This window comes from Dawidia cretensis (assembly GCF_018598175.1).
In the GTDB taxonomy this organism is placed as follows: Bacteria; Bacteroidota; Bacteroidia; order Cytophagales; family Cyclobacteriaceae; genus Ohtaekwangia; species Ohtaekwangia cretensis.
Genome location: NZ_JAHESE010000031.1, coordinates 36,215 through 54,424 on the forward strand (window position 1 = coordinate 36,215; position 18,210 = coordinate 54,424).

The 18,210-nt window shown below is 53.4% G+C and carries 18 protein-coding genes; 6 read left to right on the forward strand and 12 right to left on the reverse strand.

Going from position 1 to position 18,210, the window contains the following annotated elements:
• Window positions 1-18: 18 nt before the first annotated feature.
• The 3 genes from murA to KK062_RS23700 form a co-directional block, all read right to left on the reverse strand.
• Complete coding sequence (gene murA, locus KK062_RS23690) at window positions 19-1,332, reverse strand: UDP-N-acetylglucosamine 1-carboxyvinyltransferase (protein WP_254086848.1); 1,314 nt, start codon at window positions 1,330-1,332, stop codon at window positions 19-21.
• A gap of 22 nt (window positions 1,333-1,354) precedes the next feature.
• Window positions 1,355-2,083, reverse strand: a complete 729-nt coding sequence (locus KK062_RS23695) for a DUF4290 domain-containing protein (RefSeq protein WP_254086849.1) — start codon at window positions 2,081-2,083, stop codon at window positions 1,355-1,357.
• 203 nt (window positions 2,084-2,286) lie between these two features.
• A complete protein-coding gene (locus KK062_RS23700; protein ID WP_254086850.1) occupies window positions 2,287-4,548 on the reverse strand; it encodes an ATP-dependent helicase in 2,262 nt (753 codons plus the stop codon).
• A 43-nt stretch (window positions 4,549-4,591) separates the two neighbouring features.
• Here KK062_RS23700 and tcmP point away from each other — a divergent pair, with 43 nt between their 5' ends.
• On the forward strand, window positions 4,592-5,437 hold the full coding sequence (tcmP, locus tag KK062_RS23705; protein ID WP_254086851.1) for a three-Cys-motif partner protein TcmP: 846 nt from the start codon (window positions 4,592-4,594) through the stop codon (window positions 5,435-5,437).
• A 49-nt stretch (window positions 5,438-5,486) separates the two neighbouring features.
• Entirely contained in the window at window positions 5,487-6,083 is a 597-nt protein-coding gene (locus KK062_RS23710) for a DUF3109 family protein (RefSeq protein ID WP_254086852.1), read from the forward strand.
• Between the two features lie 151 nt (window positions 6,084-6,234).
• Here the strand turns inward: KK062_RS23710 and KK062_RS23715 are convergent, their stop codons facing one another.
• From KK062_RS23715 to pdxA, 9 genes are all read right to left on the reverse strand, one after another.
• The gene (locus KK062_RS23715) at window positions 6,235-7,578 is read right to left on the reverse strand and encodes an FAD-binding oxidoreductase (RefSeq protein ID WP_254086853.1); all 1,344 of its coding nucleotides are present in this window, start codon (window positions 7,576-7,578) and stop codon (window positions 6,235-6,237) included.
• A gap of 194 nt (window positions 7,579-7,772) precedes the next feature.
• Window positions 7,773-9,122, reverse strand: coding sequence for an acetyl-CoA carboxylase biotin carboxylase subunit (gene accC, locus KK062_RS23720; protein WP_254086854.1), 1,350 nt, complete (start codon window positions 9,120-9,122; stop codon window positions 7,773-7,775).
• A 101-nt stretch (window positions 9,123-9,223) separates the two neighbouring features.
• Window positions 9,224-9,712 (reverse strand): acetyl-CoA carboxylase biotin carboxyl carrier protein, encoded by a 489-nt coding sequence (accB, locus tag KK062_RS23725; RefSeq protein ID WP_254086855.1) that lies wholly within the window; start codon window positions 9,710-9,712, stop codon window positions 9,224-9,226.
• Window positions 9,713-9,811: 99 nt separating this feature from the next.
• Complete coding sequence (gene efp / locus KK062_RS23730; RefSeq protein ID WP_254086856.1) at window positions 9,812-10,375, reverse strand: elongation factor P; 564 nt, start codon at window positions 10,373-10,375, stop codon at window positions 9,812-9,814.
• Window positions 10,376-10,482: 107 nt separating this feature from the next.
• The gene (locus tag KK062_RS23735) at window positions 10,483-11,478 is read right to left on the reverse strand and encodes a beta-ketoacyl-ACP synthase III (RefSeq protein ID WP_254086857.1); all 996 of its coding nucleotides are present in this window, start codon (window positions 11,476-11,478) and stop codon (window positions 10,483-10,485) included.
• Between the two features lie 171 nt (window positions 11,479-11,649).
• Entirely contained in the window at window positions 11,650-11,841 is a 192-nt protein-coding gene (gene rpmF, locus KK062_RS23740) for a 50S ribosomal protein L32 (protein WP_254086858.1), read from the reverse strand.
• Between the two features lie 13 nt (window positions 11,842-11,854).
• On the reverse strand, window positions 11,855-12,406 hold the full coding sequence (locus KK062_RS23745) for a YceD family protein (RefSeq protein ID WP_254086859.1): 552 nt from the start codon (window positions 12,404-12,406) through the stop codon (window positions 11,855-11,857).
• A gap of 134 nt (window positions 12,407-12,540) precedes the next feature.
• Window positions 12,541-12,930: a TerB family tellurite resistance protein gene (locus KK062_RS23750; RefSeq protein ID WP_254086860.1), complete on the reverse strand. Its 390-nt coding sequence runs from the start codon at window positions 12,928-12,930 to the stop codon at window positions 12,541-12,543.
• Between the two features lie 91 nt (window positions 12,931-13,021).
• Window positions 13,022-14,041 (reverse strand): 4-hydroxythreonine-4-phosphate dehydrogenase PdxA, encoded by a 1,020-nt coding sequence (gene pdxA, locus KK062_RS23755; RefSeq protein ID WP_254086861.1) that lies wholly within the window; start codon window positions 14,039-14,041, stop codon window positions 13,022-13,024.
• A 93-nt stretch (window positions 14,042-14,134) separates the two neighbouring features.
• Here pdxA and rsmA point away from each other — a divergent pair, with 93 nt between their 5' ends.
• The 4 genes from rsmA to KK062_RS23775 all read left to right on the forward strand — a co-directional run bounded on the left by rsmA (window position 14,135) and on the right by KK062_RS23775 (window position 18,110).
• A complete protein-coding gene (gene rsmA / locus KK062_RS23760; RefSeq protein ID WP_254086862.1) occupies window positions 14,135-14,947 on the forward strand; it encodes a 16S rRNA (adenine(1518)-N(6)/adenine(1519)-N(6))-dimethyltransferase RsmA in 813 nt (270 codons plus the stop codon).
• Complete coding sequence (mgtE, locus tag KK062_RS23765; RefSeq protein WP_254086863.1) at window positions 14,922-16,280, forward strand: magnesium transporter; 1,359 nt, start codon at window positions 14,922-14,924, stop codon at window positions 16,278-16,280. The genes rsmA and mgtE overlap by 26 nt, the downstream gene beginning before the upstream one ends.
• Window positions 16,280-17,224, forward strand: coding sequence for an NAD(P)-dependent oxidoreductase (locus KK062_RS23770; protein WP_254086864.1), 945 nt, complete (start codon window positions 16,280-16,282; stop codon window positions 17,222-17,224). Before mgtE ends, KK062_RS23770 begins: the two co-directional genes overlap by 1 nt.
• Window positions 17,225-17,294: 70 nt before the next feature.
• Window positions 17,295-18,110 (forward strand): pentapeptide repeat-containing protein, encoded by an 816-nt coding sequence (locus KK062_RS23775; RefSeq protein ID WP_254086865.1) that lies wholly within the window; start codon window positions 17,295-17,297, stop codon window positions 18,108-18,110.
• The last annotated feature ends 100 nt before the right edge of the window (window positions 18,111-18,210 follow it).

Below are 18,210 nucleotides of genomic sequence, written 5' to 3' on the forward strand. Positions count from 1 at the left end.
ACGAAAAAAGAAAAATTCTTAGTTGCCACCGACACGCTCGATGTCCGCACCAATGGCGCGCAGACGCGCTTCGATGTTTTGGTAGCCGCGGTCGATCTGCTCGATGTTGGAGATCTCGCTGGTGCCCGGTGCTGACAGGGCCGCGATGAGCAGGGCTACACCGGCACGGATGTCGGGTGACGACATCTTGATGCCTTTGAGCGGCTGCTTACGGTCCAGGCCGATGACGTTCGCGCGGTGCGGATCGCACAGGATGATCTGCGCGCCCATGTCGATCAGCTTGTCGACAAAGAACAGGCGGCTTTCAAACATCTTCTGGTGAATGAGCACGGTGCCTTTGGCTTGTGTTGCCACCACCAGCACGATGCTGATCAGGTCGGGCGTGAAGCCGGGCCAGGGAGCATCGGCTACGGTCAGGATAGAGCCGTCGATGAAGGTCTCGATCTCGTAGCGCTCCTGGGAGGGTATGAAGATATCATCGCCGCGGAATTCGAGCTTGATGCCGAGGCGCCGGAAAATGTCCGGGATGACGCCGAGCATGTCGATGCGGCAATTTTTGATGGTGATTTCCGATTGGGTCATCGCCGCCAGGCCGATGAAGCTGCCGATCTCGATCATGTCGGGCAGCATGGTATGTTCGGTGCCGCCGAGCTTGTCGACACCTTCAATGGTCAGCAGGTTGGAGCCTACGCCGCTGATCTTAGCACCCATGCGGTTGAGCATGAGGCAGAGCTGTTGCAGGTAGGGTTCACAGGCCGCGTTGTAGATGGTTGTGGTGCCTTTGGCCAGGACCGCCGCCATGACGACGTTGGCTGTGCCGGTGACGGAGGCTTCGTCCAGCAGCATGTAGCAGCCGCGGAGCTCGCTGGCGTCGATGTGGAAGAGGTGCTCGCTGGCGTCGAAGTTAAACCTGGCGCCCAGTTTCTGGAAGCCGAGGAAGTGCGTATCCAACCGACGACGGCCGATCTTGTCGCCACCCGGTTTGGGCAGGGTGGCCTTGCCAAAGCGGGCCAGGATCGGACCGAGCAACATCACGGAACCGCGCAGGGCGGCCGCTTTCTTGCGGTATTCGTCCGTCTCTAAAAAAGCTGTGTTGATGTTGTTGGAGGTAAAGCGGCAAGAGCCATTGCCGAGGCGCTCGACCTTGCTGCCCAGGTCGCCAATGAGCTCGATGAGCTTGTTGACGTCAACAATATCCGGAATGTTGTGGATGGTGATGGTCTCTGGCGACAGCAGAACGGCGCTCAGAATTTGCAGTGCTTCGTTTTTGGCACCCTGGGGAGTGATCTCACCTTTCAGTTTTTTTCCACCCCGTATCTTGAAAATGCTCATGGAATACGCTCTGTTCTAATGGCTACTGGTCTCTTCTGCGCTTGAAATTGTTGTTGTTATTGCCACGGTTCTTGTTGAATGGGCGGTTGTGACCACCGCTGCCGCCACCCTGACGGTTGTGGCTTTGGTGTCCCGGATGGGCCTGATTGCCACTGGGGCCTCCTTGCGGGCGAACCTTTTTGCGTTCTTTGTATAACTTCTCGAAGAGGTTGTCTTCGCGTATTTTGTCGATGGTCATGTTGAGCGCACCACCCGACATCATATTGATATCACGCAGAATGACCGAATCATCCAGAGGCTCCTTGTTCCAGTTGGCGTAGAACGTTTTCATGAGCTTGCCCAGGTAGATGATGGCGTCTTCGCGCTCTTGCGGATCTTCTTTCTTCAGTGCTTCCTTTACCAGCTTCTCAATGTTTTTGCCGTAGTGCTTAAAGCGTACGTCGTTCTTTGGGTACTCGACCTTTAGCGGCTTCTTGAAGACAGTTTCGCGGTCGGGTATGGTATAGGGATTGTTTACGTCGAGGTCGAAGTCGGCGATGATATACAGATCGTCCCACATGCGTTGCGGATCTTCACCCTGCTCTTTGATGGAGGGCGTGAGCTGTTTGATCAGCTCGATCAGCGTATAGGCAAGCTCTGTACGTTTTTGCTTATCAGGTTGCTGGCGAATGTACTCGACAAGCTTTTGTACGTTGCGGCCGTATTCTTTTAAAATGATGTGGGGACGGGAAGTATTATATTCTCCTATCATACAGTTTTTTTTATTAGTACCTCCTCCGGCAAGGGCCGGCGGGTGTTGTCAAAAATTTAATGAGATCAGGCACCGATTGCTCAGGATGTCCGGTAAAAGTTCAATGGCAATGGATCCGGGTCCTTTCAGGTAAATTATATTTAACCGCAAGGTAACGGATATTTCATCAAAAGTAAAATACTGGCCCGGGGCGCGTTTCTGCCCTAGTTCTCGACGATGCGCAGCTTGGCGAAGCTCAGCAGCAGGGTTTTTTCGCCGATGTCCTTAAAGCCGATCTTGGCCTTGCGGTCCGCGCCGGAGGTATCCATTTGCAAAACCGTGCCAAAGCCGAATTTCGGGTGCTCTACCCGCATGCCTACCTGCAGCGCCCCCGTGTCGCTCGGGATGAAGTCGGCGGGTGGCTTGTACGTCACCGGGCGTATCGGCGGCGCGGAGGTAACGGTCTTTTTAATGCCGGACACCAGCTTTTTGGCGTACTGGCTGGGCGGCGGCGAAGATTCTATCGCGCTGCTGAACTTGCTGCTGACCTTGATGAAGGACGAATCGATATCGTCCAGGAAACGGCTGGGTTCGGAATTCTTGAGGCGCCCGAAGCGGTAGCGCGACAGGGCATACGACAGGAACAGACGTTTCTCCGCGCGGGTAATGGCCACGTAAAACAGGCGGCGTTCCTCTTCCAGGTCGGCGCGGCTGTTGATCATCATCTGCGAGGGGAACAGGTCTTCTTCCATGCCTACCATGTAGACATACTTAAACTCTAACCCCTTGGCCATGTGAATGGTCATCAGCGTGACTTTGTCCGGGTCCTTATCTTTCTCTTCGTCCTGGCCTGTCAGCAAGGATACCTCTTGCAGGAAGGCCCCCAGGCTTTTATCCTGGCGCTCGGGGTCGTCGGTAAATTCCTTGATCGCGTTCAGCAGCTCCTGTACGTTTTCGTAGCGGCTCAGGCCTTCTACGGTCTTGTCTTCGTACAGCTCGCGCAGCAGGCCCGAGCTTTTGGCGATCTCGAAGGCAGCATCGTACGCGTCCTTGCGTTCGATCTCAATCGAGAAACGTTTGATCATGGTCACAAAGTCGTCGATCGGTCCGGCCACACGTCCGCCCACAAACGGCGTCACGTTTTGGACAATGTCCCACAGGGGAGCACCGTGGTCGTTGGCCGCCACGACAATCTTGTCGACCGTAGCGTCGCCGATACCACGCTTGGGCAGGTTGATGATGCGGCGGAACGAGGCCTCGTCCTGCTGGTTCATGGTGAAACGCAGGTACGCCAGAATGTCTTTGATCTCTTTGCGCTGGTAGAACGACAGACCGCCCACCATGCGGTACGGAATGTTCATGCGCCGCAGCGATTCTTCCAGCGCACGCGACTGGCTGTTGGTGCGGTATAATATGGCAAAGTCGCTATACTTCATCTGGTGCTGCATGCGCTCCTGGAAGATGGACGTCGCTACGAGGCGGCCTTCTTCGTTGTCGGATACGGCTTTGATCAGCTCGATAAGCTTGCCTTCTTCGTTGGCCGTCCACACATTCTTGGGCAGCTGCGCGCGGTTGCGTTTGATGACCGAGTTGGCGGCTTGCACAATGTTGCTGGTGGAGCGATAGTTCTGCTCCAGCTTGATCACCTTCAGGTCGGCATAGTCACGCTCGAAGTTCAGGATGTTGGTAATGTCGGCACCGCGGAAGGCGTAGATACTTTGCGCATCGTCGCCTACCACGCAGACGTTCTCGCGCACCGCGGCCAGCTTGCGGATGATGTAATACTGGCAGAGGTTGGTATCCTGAAACTCGTCCACCATCAGGTATTGAATGCGCTGCTGGTATTTGTTCAACACGTCGAGGTGTTCTTTGAAGAGCTTGTCGGTGTTGAACAGCAGGTCGTCAAAGTCCATGGCGCCTGACTTGTACAGGCGGTTGGTATAAATTTTATAGATGGCGCCGATTTCAGGACGCATGTTTGCCGCGTCATCACCCATCAGCTCTCCGTTCCGCAGGTACTCGTCCGCGCTGATCAGCTTGTTCTTGGCGGAAGAAATGCGGCCCAGCACGGTATTGACTTTGTATACGGCGTCGTCCAGCCCTTTCTCCTTGATAATGGTGCGCAGCAGTTGCTTGACATCGTCGGTATCGTAGATCGTAAAGTTGTTGGGATACCCTATGTGGTGTGCCTCCGCGCGAAGAATGCGCGAGAATACCGAGTGAAATGTACCCATCATCAGGCTCCGGGCGTCGCTGCCCACGACTTTTTCGATACGGTCGCGCATTTCTTTGGCCGCCTTGTTGGTAAAGGTCAATGCCATGATGCTGAACGGATCAACATTCTTTTCCTGAATGAGGTAAGCGATGCGAAAGGTCAGCACCCGGGTCTTGCCAGAGCCGGCGCCGGCAATGAGCATGACGGGACCTTCGGTGGTGAGTACGCCTTCGCGTTGAGGTTCGTTGAGGGTATCTAAGTAATTCGTCATAATTCAGAGCGCAAATTAAACATTAAAGACGGACATCCTTTTAATGAAATTTGTCCTTTGTATTTTTGAAAAAAAACGTGTGGAGTATAAAGACGGATTGAGTATCACCGCGGCTGAGCCTTGGTTTAAAGTAAAGGTTCAGGTCATTACACGTTACGTCCAATCATTCATTGGTCATGTTGCCGGTCGGACCGGCGAGGTTATTTTAGTCGACCTCTGTGCGGGCAGCGGCCTGTATTCGCATGGCCACCAACGAGAAGTTTTTCCCGGCGCCGCCTTTACCCTGATGGGCGAAGAATGGCCTATTTCGCAGTGGATTTTTTGCGAGCCTGATTTCACCCAGGCGCAGGCGTTGCGCAGCCGGCTGGCGAGCCGCTTTCGGAACCGAAACACCACCGTGCTCGATTGCAACCCCGGCGACGCCGCGGAGGCCTTGCAGGCTGTGCTTCCGAAAAATATCCGTGGGGGCAAAGTGGCCGTCGTGTGCCTGGTCGATCCGTTTTCTTTTACTGTGCCGTTTGCAACAATAGATAAACTCGCCGCACTGAATTTTAGTTTCATCATGCCGTTCACCTGGCCGCTGAACGAGCGAATGAATTATTCCTATTACAACGAGGAGCACGCCGCCACGCTTAAGCGATTTCTCGGCGTCGGCGACCTGCAGCGGCTGGCGGCGTCTACCAGCAATGCTCAGTTCTACAAGCATATGGTGCGGTTGTATCAAACCAATATGCTGATGCTGGGCCTGAATACCGCTTTGTCGGCACACCCGCTCAGCTCACCGCTTATGCAGGTGCCGGCGTATTATGTGGGATTCTTTTCCCGCAAGTATTCTACGAAGGTGATTCAGCACAGCGTTTACAGCAGCGATCAGATCGAGCTGTTTTAGGCGGCAGGTGGCACTGTTGACCGTGTGTGATTTTCAGTATCTTTGTGTCATGATCAAGATTGGCGAAGTATTGGTTTCCGACGATGTCGTGGAAAAAGAATTTGTCTGCAACCTGGACAAATGCAAAGGTGCGTGCTGTGTGGAGGGCGACTTTGGCGCGCCGTTGAACGAGGACGAGCTTCCGATTCTGGAGGAGATCTATCCGATCGTAAAACCGTACTTGACGAAGGATGCCATTCGCGTGATTGAAAAACTGGGGACGCATACGACAGATGATGACGGCGATCTGTGCACGCCCGTGATCGACGGTCGTGAATGTGTGTATGCGATCTATGACAAGCAGGGGATTTTGAAGTGTGGAATCGAGCAGGCTTACCTGGATGGCAAGATTACGTGGAAGAAGCCGATCTCGTGTCATTTGTACCCGATTCGCATTACGACGAAGAAGAACTTTGAGGCGCTGAACTATAATAAATGGCATATCTGCTCGCCGGCGTGTGTGTTGGGCAAGGAGCTGCAGGTGCCGGTGTATAAATTTTTGAAGGCGCCGCTGATTCGCAAGTATGGAGAGCAGTGGTATAGCGAGCTGGAGCAGGCGGTGGAAGAGCGGCCGAAGAAGGAGGAGAAGACGAAGACTAAGAAATAGAAGTAAGGCCCCGATTTTCGGGGCCTTTGTTTTATGTTGTCTGGTTCAAGTCTTCCGACCGAAGGGAGGGCGACTTGGACCTACCCCAATGCCAGTCTTCAGACTGGCGGGTAACCTCGACCGACGCCAATCTAATGGCAGCGTATATACGTTATGCAAGACCCAATCGCCGCGATAGGTCGGAGCTGAAGACATCGCGGGGGTCGTATTTCTTTTTAATCTCCTGCCAATCCTTATGCTGCGGATACATAGCCTTGAAAGTAGGCTCATCTAAGTAAGCATCTTTGCCCAGGTAAATCCGCCCGCCCATGTCGAGTACCATCTTATCGAGCTTCTGCGTAAACGGCTTCAGCTGCTTTGTAATAGGGAAATCGATGGCGAAGGTATAGCCTTCGAAGGGAAACGATAGCAGGCCGCCCTGGCCTTTGCCGAATTTCTTCAGCACGTTCAGGAACGGTACGCAGTTGCTTTGGGTAATCTCGGTCAGGATCTTCCGGATGTTCTCCGGGCCCTTTTCCATCGGCAGTACAAACTGGTATTGGATGAAGCCGCGTTTTCCGTAGCCGCGGTTCCAGTTGTTGATCATGTCGAGCGGGTAGAAGAATTTGTCGTAGTGCGCGATAGGCGCGCCGTTCTTCTGCATGATGTAGAGTGCTGTGTTGAGAATCTTTACCGTCAGGGTGTTCAGCGTGAAGCTGGGCAGGTAGAACGGTACGGCCAGCTTGGCTTTTTTGCCGAGCTTGAGGGGGTTGGTGCGCAGCTTGGGCGGCAGGTCTTTCAACAGGGCGTGGTTGCCCATGGTCAATACGCCGCGACCCAGGTTTTTGCCTTTGGCCATGGAGTCGATCCAGGCAACGGACGAACTATAGGTTTGCTCGCTTACGTCGATGGCGGCCAGCATCTCGTCGAGGTTGCGGGCGGCGACGGCTTTTTGTACGAAGTAGGTCGTCTCGATCTTGCGCAGCTGGAGGGTGGCGGTCAGGATGGTGCCGAGCAGGCCCAGGCCACCAAAGTTGGCCCAGAACAGATCGGCGTTCTCGTCGCGGCTGGCGCGTACGATCTCGCCGTTGGCCAGCAAGATGGTAAAATCGTAGACGCAGTTTACAAACGAACCGTCGGCATGGTGCGCTTTGCCGTGTACGTCATTGGCAATGGCGCCGCCGATGGTGATAAACTTGGTGCCGGGTGTTATGAGCGGAAACCAGCCCCGGGGTGCGAGGTGGTCGATGATCTCTTCCAGGCTTACGCCGGCTTCGCAGTGGAGGATGCCCTTTTCGGCGTCGAAGGCCAGGAAGTGATTCATCTTCTCCATTTTCAGGATGTGATGTTCACGGTTGGTAGCCTGGTCGGCATAGCTGCGGCCGAGGCCCCGCGGCAGGATCTTGCCGGAGTCCAGGGCAGCGCGAATGTCGCGGGCGGTCTGCGGGTAAAATACCTGGCTGGCAGCAGCGGGGATGTTGCCCCAGCCGGAAAGGGTTTCTTCTGATGATTGCATGGTAAAACGAACTATAGACATGTAAAAATACGGATTAATCCGATGCGCAACTGTTCCCGGACGTTAACGGAATATGATTCTGTGTGGATACAGGGATTGGTGGATACTGAGAGGGTTGGAGCGGTATTAAAAAAATATGCCCGGAAAACAGCGCAGGGCTGTCTTCCGGGCATTATTCCAATGAATGCTGACGATTACTTCAGCACCGAGAAGTCAAACGATGTCTCCAGGAACTTGGTGGTGAACTTACCCGACCGGAAGGTGGGGTTGTCCATCAGCGCAAGGTGAAAGGGGATCGTGGTTTTAACGCCTTCGATCACGAACTCGCTCAAGGCGCGCTTCATGCGGGTGATCACATCTTCGCGCGACTGGCCGCTCACGATCAGCTTGGCGATCATCGAGTCGTAGTTCGGTGGAATGGTGTAACCTGCGTATACGTGGCTGTCCACGCGTATGCCGTGGCCACCGGGTATGTGCAGGTTGGTGATCTTGCCCGGTGAAGGACGGAAGCCGTTGGCCGGATCTTCGGCATTGATACGACACTCCATCGCGAACAGGTTTGGGAAGTAGTTGGTCCCCGAGATCGGCACACCCGCGGCGGACTTGATCTGTTCTTTGATCAGGTCGTAGTCGGTCACTTCTTCGGTGATGGGGTGCTCTACCTGAATCCGGGTGTTCATTTCCATGAAGTAGAAGTTGCCGTGCTTGTCTACGAGGAACTCGATGGTGCCGGCACCTTCATAGTTGATCGCTTTGGCGCCGCGGATGGCCGCTTCCCCCATGCGCTCACGCAGCTCCTGGCTGACGACCGGCGACGGGGTTTCTTCCACCAGCTTCTGGTGACGGCGTTGCACCGAGCAGTCGCGCTCCGACAAGTGGCATACTTTTCCGTATTGATCGCCCATCACCTGGATTTCAATGTGACGGGGCTCTTCTACAAATTTCTCGAGGTACAGACCGTCGTTGCCAAAGGAGGCTGCGGCTTCGCGCTTAGCGTCGTCCCAGGCCTTCTGAAACTCCGACTCGCTGTTGATAATCCGCATGCCTTTGCCACCACCACCGGCAGTAGCCTTGACAATTACGGGATAGCCCATCTCGTTCGACTGGCGGATACCTTCCTCCACAGACTCCAGCAGGCCGTCCGAACCGGGAATGGTGGGTACGCCGGCGCGTTTCATCGTTTCTTTTGCCGTGGCCTTATCGCCCATGGCATTGATCATGGCCGGTGTAGGGCCGATGAACTTGATGCCGTACTCGTGGCAGATGGCCGAGAACTCGGCGCGCTCCGACAGGAAGCCGTAGCCCGGGTGGATCGCGTCGGCATTAGTGATCTCTGCCGCGGAGATGATCCGCGGTATGTTGAGGTAGGAGTCTTTGCTGGGGGCATCTCCTATACAAACCGCCTCGTCGGCAAAGCGAACGTGGAGGCTTTCACGATCGGCTGTAGAGTATACCGCCACCGTTTTGATCCCCATTTCCTTGCAGGTACGGATAACGCGCAGGGCGATCTCGCCGCGGTTTGCTATCAGAATTTTTTTAAACATAGTATTCTACTGCGTTCTAGGTTAAAAATGCAAGGTTCAAAGCGTCACGCACGGCACAATAGGTGTGGCGTTGGCTTTGAACCTTGATTCAGTCAACTGAATTAATCCGGCTCTACTACGAAGAGAACCTGGTCGTATTCTACCGGCGAGGAGTTTTCCACCATTACCTTTACAATGGTACCGGATACTTCGGACTCGATCTCGTTGAAAAGCTTCATGGCTTCGATGATGCAGACGGTCTGTCCTTTTGATACTTTGTCGCCGACCGAAACGAAGGAAGGAGATTCGGGGTTGGACGAGCGGTAGAAGGTACCGATCATAGGCGACTTAATGTCGATGGTATTTTTACCGCTGGCGACAGGGGCAGCCTCGGCGCGCGGTGCGGATACAGGTGCCACGGCAGCTTGTGCAACGGGAGCGGCGGCAGGCGCTGCGGCTACGGTCGGTGCCATGACAGGGGTAGATTTAAATACCTTCTGATCGGGCTCGCGCTTTACGTGCAGCTTCAGCTCTTTGGTTTCAATGTTTACTTCGTTGAGGCCTGTCGTAGAAATAAAGTCGATCAGGTCGCGGATTTCAGATGTCTTCATAGTTTGGTTCGATGAACCGGATTCTGCGCGTGCCGGCTGGGGTTTAGCCGCTGACTTCGCGGGGGTTTTGGTTGCACGGGTTTTGCTCATGGCTCCGAATTATTTTACACGTTCTACATAGGCACCAGTATAAGTCTCGATCTTGATCTTATCGCCGGTGTTGACAAAAAGCGGAACACGGATCTCTACGCCGTTTTCCAGTGTGGCAGGTTTGAGTGTACGGGTGGCAGTGTCGCCTTGCATGCCGGGCTCGGTATATTGAATTTCCACGATCACGTGCGTGGGAGCTTCGGCGGTAATCGCAGTCTCGCCGTTTTCAAAAGCGATCAACAACGTCACCTCTTCTTTGATGAACTTTACAGCTTCACCGAGCAAGGCTTTGTCCAGGTAAATCTGGTCGAAGGTCACTTTATCCATACACACCAGGCTGTCACCATCAGCGTACAGATATTGATATTCTTTGGTCTCGACCCGCAGAATCTCTACTTCTTCGCCTGGGCGGAAACGGTTCTCTGCCACTTTACCATTGCGTACGTTACGCATCTTGATTTGGTAAAATGCGCGCAAGTTACCGGGAGTGCGGTGTTGGAGTTCTTCCACCTGCACCACCTCGCCGTTATAGCGCATGAAATTTCCTTTGCTCAGGTCTGATACAGTTGCCATAAAAAAAATTTAGGTCGTTAAGTTACAAATACATTGAGTAAATGCAAGTTGCGGTACCTGGACGCCAGTCGGAGAGACGGTAGACAGGTACTGCAGCCTGCAAATGTTTAGCTGTTATAAGCCCATTTTACATACACAGCGCCCCACGTAAAGCCGCCACCAAACGCTGCCAACAATAAGTTGTCACCTTTCTTCAGTTGCTTCTCGTAGTCCCACAGCAGCAACGGAATTGTACCTGCTGTGGTGTTGCCGTAACGCTCGATGTTCATCATTACTTTGTCTTCCGTGATGCCTACACGGTGCGCCGTAGCATCGATGATGCGTTTGTTGGCCTGGTGCGGCACCAGCCAGTTGATGTTGTCCGCGTTGAGGTTGTTGCGGCCTGCGAGTTGTGCCGATACGTCGGCCATGTTGGTCACGGCAAACTTAAATACAGCCGAACCTTCCTGGTATACAAAGTGCTGACGTTTGTCTACCGTCTCGCGTGAAGCAGGCATGCGGCTGCCACCGGCTTTCATGTGCAGGTATGTTTCACCCGCGCCATCGCTTTTCAGTATAGAGTCGACTATCCCTACGTCCTCTGTCGTGGGCTCCAGCAGCACACACCCTGCGCCATCGCCGAAGATGATGCAGGTGGTACGGTCGGTATAGTCCATGATGGCCGACATCTTGTCGCCGCCGATCACCACCACTTTTTTACACATGCCCGACTGGATATAGCTGGCACCTGCCGAAAGGCCGTAGAGAAAGCCCGAGCATGCAGCGCCCATGTCAAAGCTAAAGGCGTTGGTCGCACCGACGGCAGACGCGACGATGTTCGCCGTCGCCGGGAAAGTCATGTCGGCTGTCACGGTCGCGAAGATGACGCAGTCGATTTCCTTGGGGTCTATCTTTGTTTTTGCCAGCATGTCTTTGACCGCGGCAATGCCGAGTACCGAAACGCCCTGGTTTTCGCCTTTCAAGATGCGTCGCTCTTTAATACCGGTGCGGGAGGTGATCCACTCGTCCGTGGTCTCCACCATGGTCTCCAGTTCCTGGTTGGTAAGAATATATTCCGGAACATATCCGCCTACGCCGGTGATCGCTGCTCTTATGCTTGTCATAGAAATAGTTAAAAAAGAAAAAGCCCGGTGCCAGGGGCATCGAGCATTTGATTGTATTCGTTAGTAATCTCGTGAGAGAGATGCATAGTACAGGTACCTTTACCCGGCATGATACATGTCGCCCGAAGGTGGACGAACGGATGTTTCCCGAGTATCGGCCCGTTCATGCAATTACGCCAGAACTTCTTTTTCCATCACCACTCTACCGTTGTAGTAAAGCTTGCCTTCGTGCCAGAAAGCACGGTGAGGAAGGTGATTTTCTCCCGTGGTAGGACACACAGCCAGTTGCTTAGCAGTAGCTTTGTAATGTGTTCTTCTCTTATCCCGGCGGGTTTTCGAGGTTTTTCGCTTCGGATTCGGCATAGTCTAAAACAGTTTATTTTAATTTCTTCAATATGTCCCAGCGGGGGTCAGTCGCATCGTCGTCGTCGTCGGTGCCATCATCGCTTTTGGTCTCGGACGTGTAGACAAGCTTGCCTGCCGCATTTTCTTCCTCCTCGTCCCAGGTTTCATGTTGAAACTTCGGGTGGAGCTTTTTCATCGGTACCGCCAGGGCGATAAACTCGTACAGGTAGTGTCCCAGTTCGAGTGTTGCCGTATCCCGGTGGATCATGACGATCTCATCGCTCATCTCCTCGTCCTTGTCCCCGAACTTGAAAACAATCTCGCGACGGCTTTCAATCGGGTATTCAAACGGCTCGAGACTGCGGTCGCACACCAACGTGGCGGCTCCCTTCAAAACAAACTCGGCGCCGATGAACGTCTCGTGTTTGTCCAGCGTCACCTCCGCACGAAAATGTCCCTGCGAAACCAGGTTCTCTGTTCCGTACTCCCTGAAGAACGCATCACCGAGCTCGTATTCAAACTGGTGCTTTTTGTTGCTCAGGCCAATGATATTGACGCTGTAAATTCCCAAAACAAGGCCCAAAAGGCGTTTTAAAAATTAGTCGGCAAATTTAGGATAATTAATTACAATCTGCACCGCAGGGAGGATACATTTTCAGAAAAGGTGCAGGATGGCGGTTTTGAGGCCGCCAGGGCAGTATTTAGAGGCAAAAAAGGTTAGCTCAGGAAATCACGAAGCACGATCTCGCGGAACTCCGTGCGTGTCTTGGTCTCGTAGTGCTCTATTATGTAATCGATCACGCCCTTCTTAAAGCCGAGCTTGATGGCGATGTTTTTGCTGAAAATGATCTCGCTTTCGAACACGTTCTGGTCCACAAAAACCAGCTCCACACTCGACATCAGGTATTCGAATTTTTGGTCCAGGGACAGTGCCCCCAGCGAGTCGATGGGCTCGGGGTTGCGGATCAGCTCGAGCACGATCTCTTCGGGAAACTTGCGCTCCCGGGCGATCTTAAAGATCAGTTCCCGTTCAATTTTGGCGAAATGCTTGTCGGCCTCAGCCAGTTGAATAAGTATGTTCAGTTGCTTTTTAGTGACTATATCCATTTCAACTAATACTTGAAGATCAAATATACTTAATATTCAAAATAATGGCGGACGGGACGGTCAAATGTTAAAAACGCGGACTTAAGTAATCTTATTTTTCTGTGGACGGTTCATTCCGGTGTTTAAAAATGTCATGGGCCTGGTAAATGGCATGGCGCAGGGAGCTCTCGTCCGCGCTATTCTTGCCCGCCAGGGTGTATGCCGTGCCATGATCGGGTGATGTACGGACGATTGATAACCCTGCGGTAAAGTTGACGCCCTGCTCAAAAGCGAGGGTTTTGAAGGGTACCAGCCCCTGGTCGTGGTACATGGCCAGCACGGCGTCGTACTTGGCGTGGCTGCCGGCGGCAAAGAAACCATCGGCGGGGTAGGGGCCGTAGACCAGCTTGCCTTTGTTCTTTTGCTCGGTCACCACGGGTTTGATGATCTTCTCGTCTTCCTCGCCCAGCAGGCCGCCGTCGCCGGCGTGCGGGTTCAGCCCCAGCACCGCGATGCGCGGTTTGTTGATGCCGAAGTCCTTGCGCAGGGACTGCTCCATGAGCCGCAGCTTGGCTTCGATCCGTTCCTTGGTAATGGCGGCGGCTATTTCTTTCACGGGGATATGCTCGGTCACCAGTCCCACACGCAGCGTGTCGCTGATCATAAACATGAGGCTTTCCTGGGCGCCAAAGAACTGCGTCAGGTATTCGGTATGGCCTTTAAACGGAAAGGCTTCGCTGTGTACAGAGTGTTTGTCTATGGGGGCCGTTACCAGCGCATCGATCAGGCCTTCCTTAAGCTCCTCGCAGGCTTGCTGCAGCGCCACCAGGGAGGCTTTGCCTGTTTCGGGTGTGGCTTTGCCAGGGTTGACTTCAATCGTGTCCTCCCAGCAGTTCACCACGTTTATGGCTTTGGGAGCATATTGCCCTTTGGTGCGCACCTGCGTATAGTTGAATTCTTCGATGTTCAGCAGCTTCTTGTAAAAGGTGATGACCCGGGCCGAGCCGTATACCACGGGCGTGACCAGGTTCAGCAGCCGACTGTCGGTTAAAGCTTTGATCACCACCTCGGGACCGACGCCGTTCAGGTCGCCCAGGGTAATTCCAATACGGGGTTTTTGCGCTGTACTCATGCAGTAGAAAAATCAATTCTTTGCGATTTAATGAAAAAAATCCGTTATCTGCTAACCGGCCAACCCGCCGTAACCCCGTACATTTACCCCTGCATGCAACGTAAACCGACGAATAAGGTCCGGCCGAAGAAGTTTCTGGGCCAGCATTTTTTACACGACGAGGGGATTGCCAAACGCATTGTTGACGCCCTGCAGCCCACGCCGGGCGAGGCCGTTTTGGAGATTGGTCCGGGTATGGGGGTATTGACCAAATACCTGCATGCGAATGCCGCCATCGACCTGAAGCTGATCGAGATCGACCGCGACTCCGTGACATACCTGGGCGAGCACTATCCGTCGCTGGACGGCCGCGTGGTGTCGGGCGATTTTCTGAAAGTAGATCTGAACACCATCTTTCCGGGGTCGTTCTCCATCATCGGCAACTTCCCGTATAACATCTCGTCGCAGATTTTCTTTCGTGTGTTGGAGGAACGTCACCGCGTGCGCGCGGTCGTGTGCATGTTGCAGAAGGAAGTGGCCGATCGAATTGCAGAGCCTCCCGGCAGTAAGACCTATGGTATCCTGAGTGTGCTGTTGCAGGCGTATTATACCATCACGTATCAGTTCAAAGTTCCGCCGGGCGTATTCACACCACCGCCGAAGGTGATGTCGGCTGTGATACGGCTGGAGCGGAACCAGACACAAGCGTTGGCGTGTGATGAAAAGCTCTTTGTGCAGGTGGTCAAGCAGGGGTTCAATAACCGCCGCAAGACCTTGCGCAATGCCCTAAAACCTCTAAGTTTGCCTGCCGAAATTTCGGCCCTGGAGCTTCTCGACAAACGCGCCGAGCAACTGTCGGTGGAGCAGTTTGTATACCTCACCCAATTAATCGGGCAAAGTCGTGGAGCAGCAAATACTGGAATTTGAGCTGACAAAAGAGTTTCGTGATCGTATCCAGCTAGCGCTGGAGGAGCACGACGACCCTTTCATCCGCAAGGCGCTCGACGGTGTAAAGGCCGAAGACATCACGGCCCTGCTGTACGAATTCCTTCCCATCGATTCGAAGTATATCATCGACCTGCACGCCATCGATATGCAGGCCGAGATCATTCGCGGACTCGACCCCGACATTCGTAAGCAATACCTCAAACTATACCAGCCCAAAGAGCTGGCCGTCTTCCTCAACCAACTGTTGTCCGATGATACGGCCGACATTCTGCACGAGCTATCCGTAAAAGAGCGCGAAGAAGTCATTGCCTTCCTCGACCCCGAGCTGCGCATGCAAGTCACCGACCTGCTACGCTATGAAGAGAACGTAGCCGGTGGCCTCATGGCAAAGGAGCTGATCCGCGCGTATGTTAACTGGACCGTTGTGCAGTGTGTGGAGGAGATCCGCAAGCAAGCCGAAAACGTATCGCGGTTCTATGCCGTTTACGTGGTGGACGATCATGAAAAACTGCTGGGCAAGGTAGCGCTGCAAGACCTCATCATCTCCGATGCGCGCAAGCTGGTGGCCGACATCTACGAAGAAGATATCATCTCGGTCGAAACCTATATGGAAGACTGGGAAGTGGCCGGGATCATGAAGAAGTATGATCTCGAATCTGTCCCGGTCGTAAACGTGCAAGGCCACCTGGTCGGGCGGATCACCATCGACGACGTGGTGGACGTTATTACCGAGCAGGCCGAAGAAGAGCGACAGATCATGTCGGGTATCAGCGAGAACGTAGAAGAAGACGACAGCATCTGGCGCAACACGCGGGCGCGTCTGCCGTGGCTGCTGATCGGCATCTTCGGTGGGTTGATGAACGCCAAGTTCATGGGCCTGTTTGAAGCTGAGCTGTCGCGCATTACGGCCATTGCGTTCTTTACGCCGCTCATCCAGGCCACAGGGGGTAACGTGGGCATCCAATCGTCGTCGCTTATTGTGCAAAGTCTTGCAAACCCCGACTTTGTAGACGAAGGTTTGTGGACGCGTCTCATCAAAATGTTTTTTGTCGCGCTGCTCAACGGGCTCGTGCTGGCATTGTTGGTGCTCGGCGCCAACATATTATTATTCGGTGAATATAGACTTTCTACGGTGGTGTCGATCGCGCTGTTCAGCGTGGTGCTGTTTGCATCGTTTATCGGTACCATTACACCCCTTATATTAAATCGCTTTGGATTTAACCCGGCATTGGCGGCAGGGCCTTTTATTACCACCACCAACGATCTGCTGGGATTAACGGTTTATTTCTTCACGGTACACCTCATGCTCTAATGGCTGCTCTGAAATGCCTTGTCGTAGACTCTATGCATGAAAGCCTGTTTCCGCTGTTGACGGAAATTGGCTGGGACATAGACTACCAACCCGCGCTGACACGCGACGAGATCAAACGAAAACATGTCGGTTACGACGGACTGATCGTACGCAGCAAAACGACGATCGACCGCGATCTTCTAGGGGAAAACCCGAGTGTCCGCTTCATCGGCCGCGCGGGCGCCGGCATCGACAACCTCGATGTCGACTACCTGCATGAAAAAGGTATACATATTCTGCACGCATCCGAAGGAAATCGCGATGCGGTCGGCGAGTATACTGTCGGGGCGTTGCTGGCGTTGATGCGCAACATTCCCCGGGCCGACCTGCAGGTGCGGCAGCGGGTGTGGGAGCGCGAAGGCAACCGCGGCGAAGAGATCATGGGAAAGACCATAGGCATTATTGGGTATGGTAACATGGGCCAGGCATTCGCCCGCCGGCTGGCCGGCTTTGGATGTAATGTTTTGGCGTACGATAAATATAAAACAGGATTTTCCGACGCCGTCTGCCGGGAAGTTACGGAACAGGAAATTGTGGAACAGGCCGATATTCTGAGTCTGCACATACCGCTCACACCCGAAACGAAAGGCATGGTGTCGCGCGCCTATCTCGACCGTTTTAAAAAGAGCATTATCCTGGTAAATGCCGCCCGCGGCGAAATCGTATCACTCACGGACCTGGCGACATGTGTGGAAACGGGGAAGGTACGCGGTGCGGTGCTCGATGTGTTGGAAAATGAAAAACTGCCGACGCTCACGCCGGCACAACAACAGGCATTCGATACACTTACAGGAAAAACGAATGTAATATTCACCCCCCACATTGCAGGCTGGACGTACGAGTCGCACGTGAAAATTAACGTAGCTTTGGTACAGAAAATAGATGCGTTGAAATTGGCGCATTAGTTTTTAATCGCTACTTTAAAACTTACTAGAGCCCCACTCGATGCGTTTCCTGGAGAAAAGAACGAAGAAGTTGAGCGAGTTTTTCAATGCCATTATTGAAAAGCCCTTGCTTACCTCTGCGCTCGTGCTCGTCGCCGTAACGATCGTCGTGCTTGGCCTCAGCCTTCAATACTATATCCGCGACTTCGATACCTTCATTCAACAGATACTCGCAGAAGCACACGGTATGATCTTCGACATTGCCGTGATCGGTATTCTGATCTTCTGGCTCAACCAGAACGGCGAGATCCGTCAGCGCATTCGCACCTACAAAGATGAGATCGACGACTTTCGTTTGTGGGAATCGGAAGAAGCCGCGTTCCGCACGGTGGGGAATATAAAACGTTTGAACCGCCACAAGATCCACGAGATCAACCTGGTGAATTGTTACCTGCCGCGCACCAACCTGAACTATGTAAACCTGTCCTCGTCCAACATGAACTCGGCCAATATATCGCAGTCGTCGTTGATCGAGTCCAACCTGGAAAACGCCCGATTGAATCAAACAAACTTTGAGAACTCCAATCTCAACCAGGCCATTCTCAAAGGAGCGTATGCCAGCGGCGCAAATTTTAAGGACGCCTTTCTGATCAAAGCGCATTTTGAAAACGCTTTTTTAATCAAGGCCAATTTTAACAATGCCTTCTTAATGGAGGCCGACCTGAAGGGCTGCTATGTCATGGGCGCCGACTTTGAAAATGCCAGTCTTTACAAGGCCGATCTGCGGGGAGCCAAAGGCCTTACCCTCGAGCAATTATCCAAGGCTAAAACATTGTACCTGGCCAAGTTTGACGACGATATTTTAGAGCAAATCAAGGTAAACCTTCCGCAACTGGTCGGAGCCTGATCCGAACGGATAGTTGGATAGCAACCAGAAAGTATTAACTTTGCATAAGCAACGGTCTCGGAGACGAGGTCGTTGTTTCTTTTTTTGAATAGTGACAACG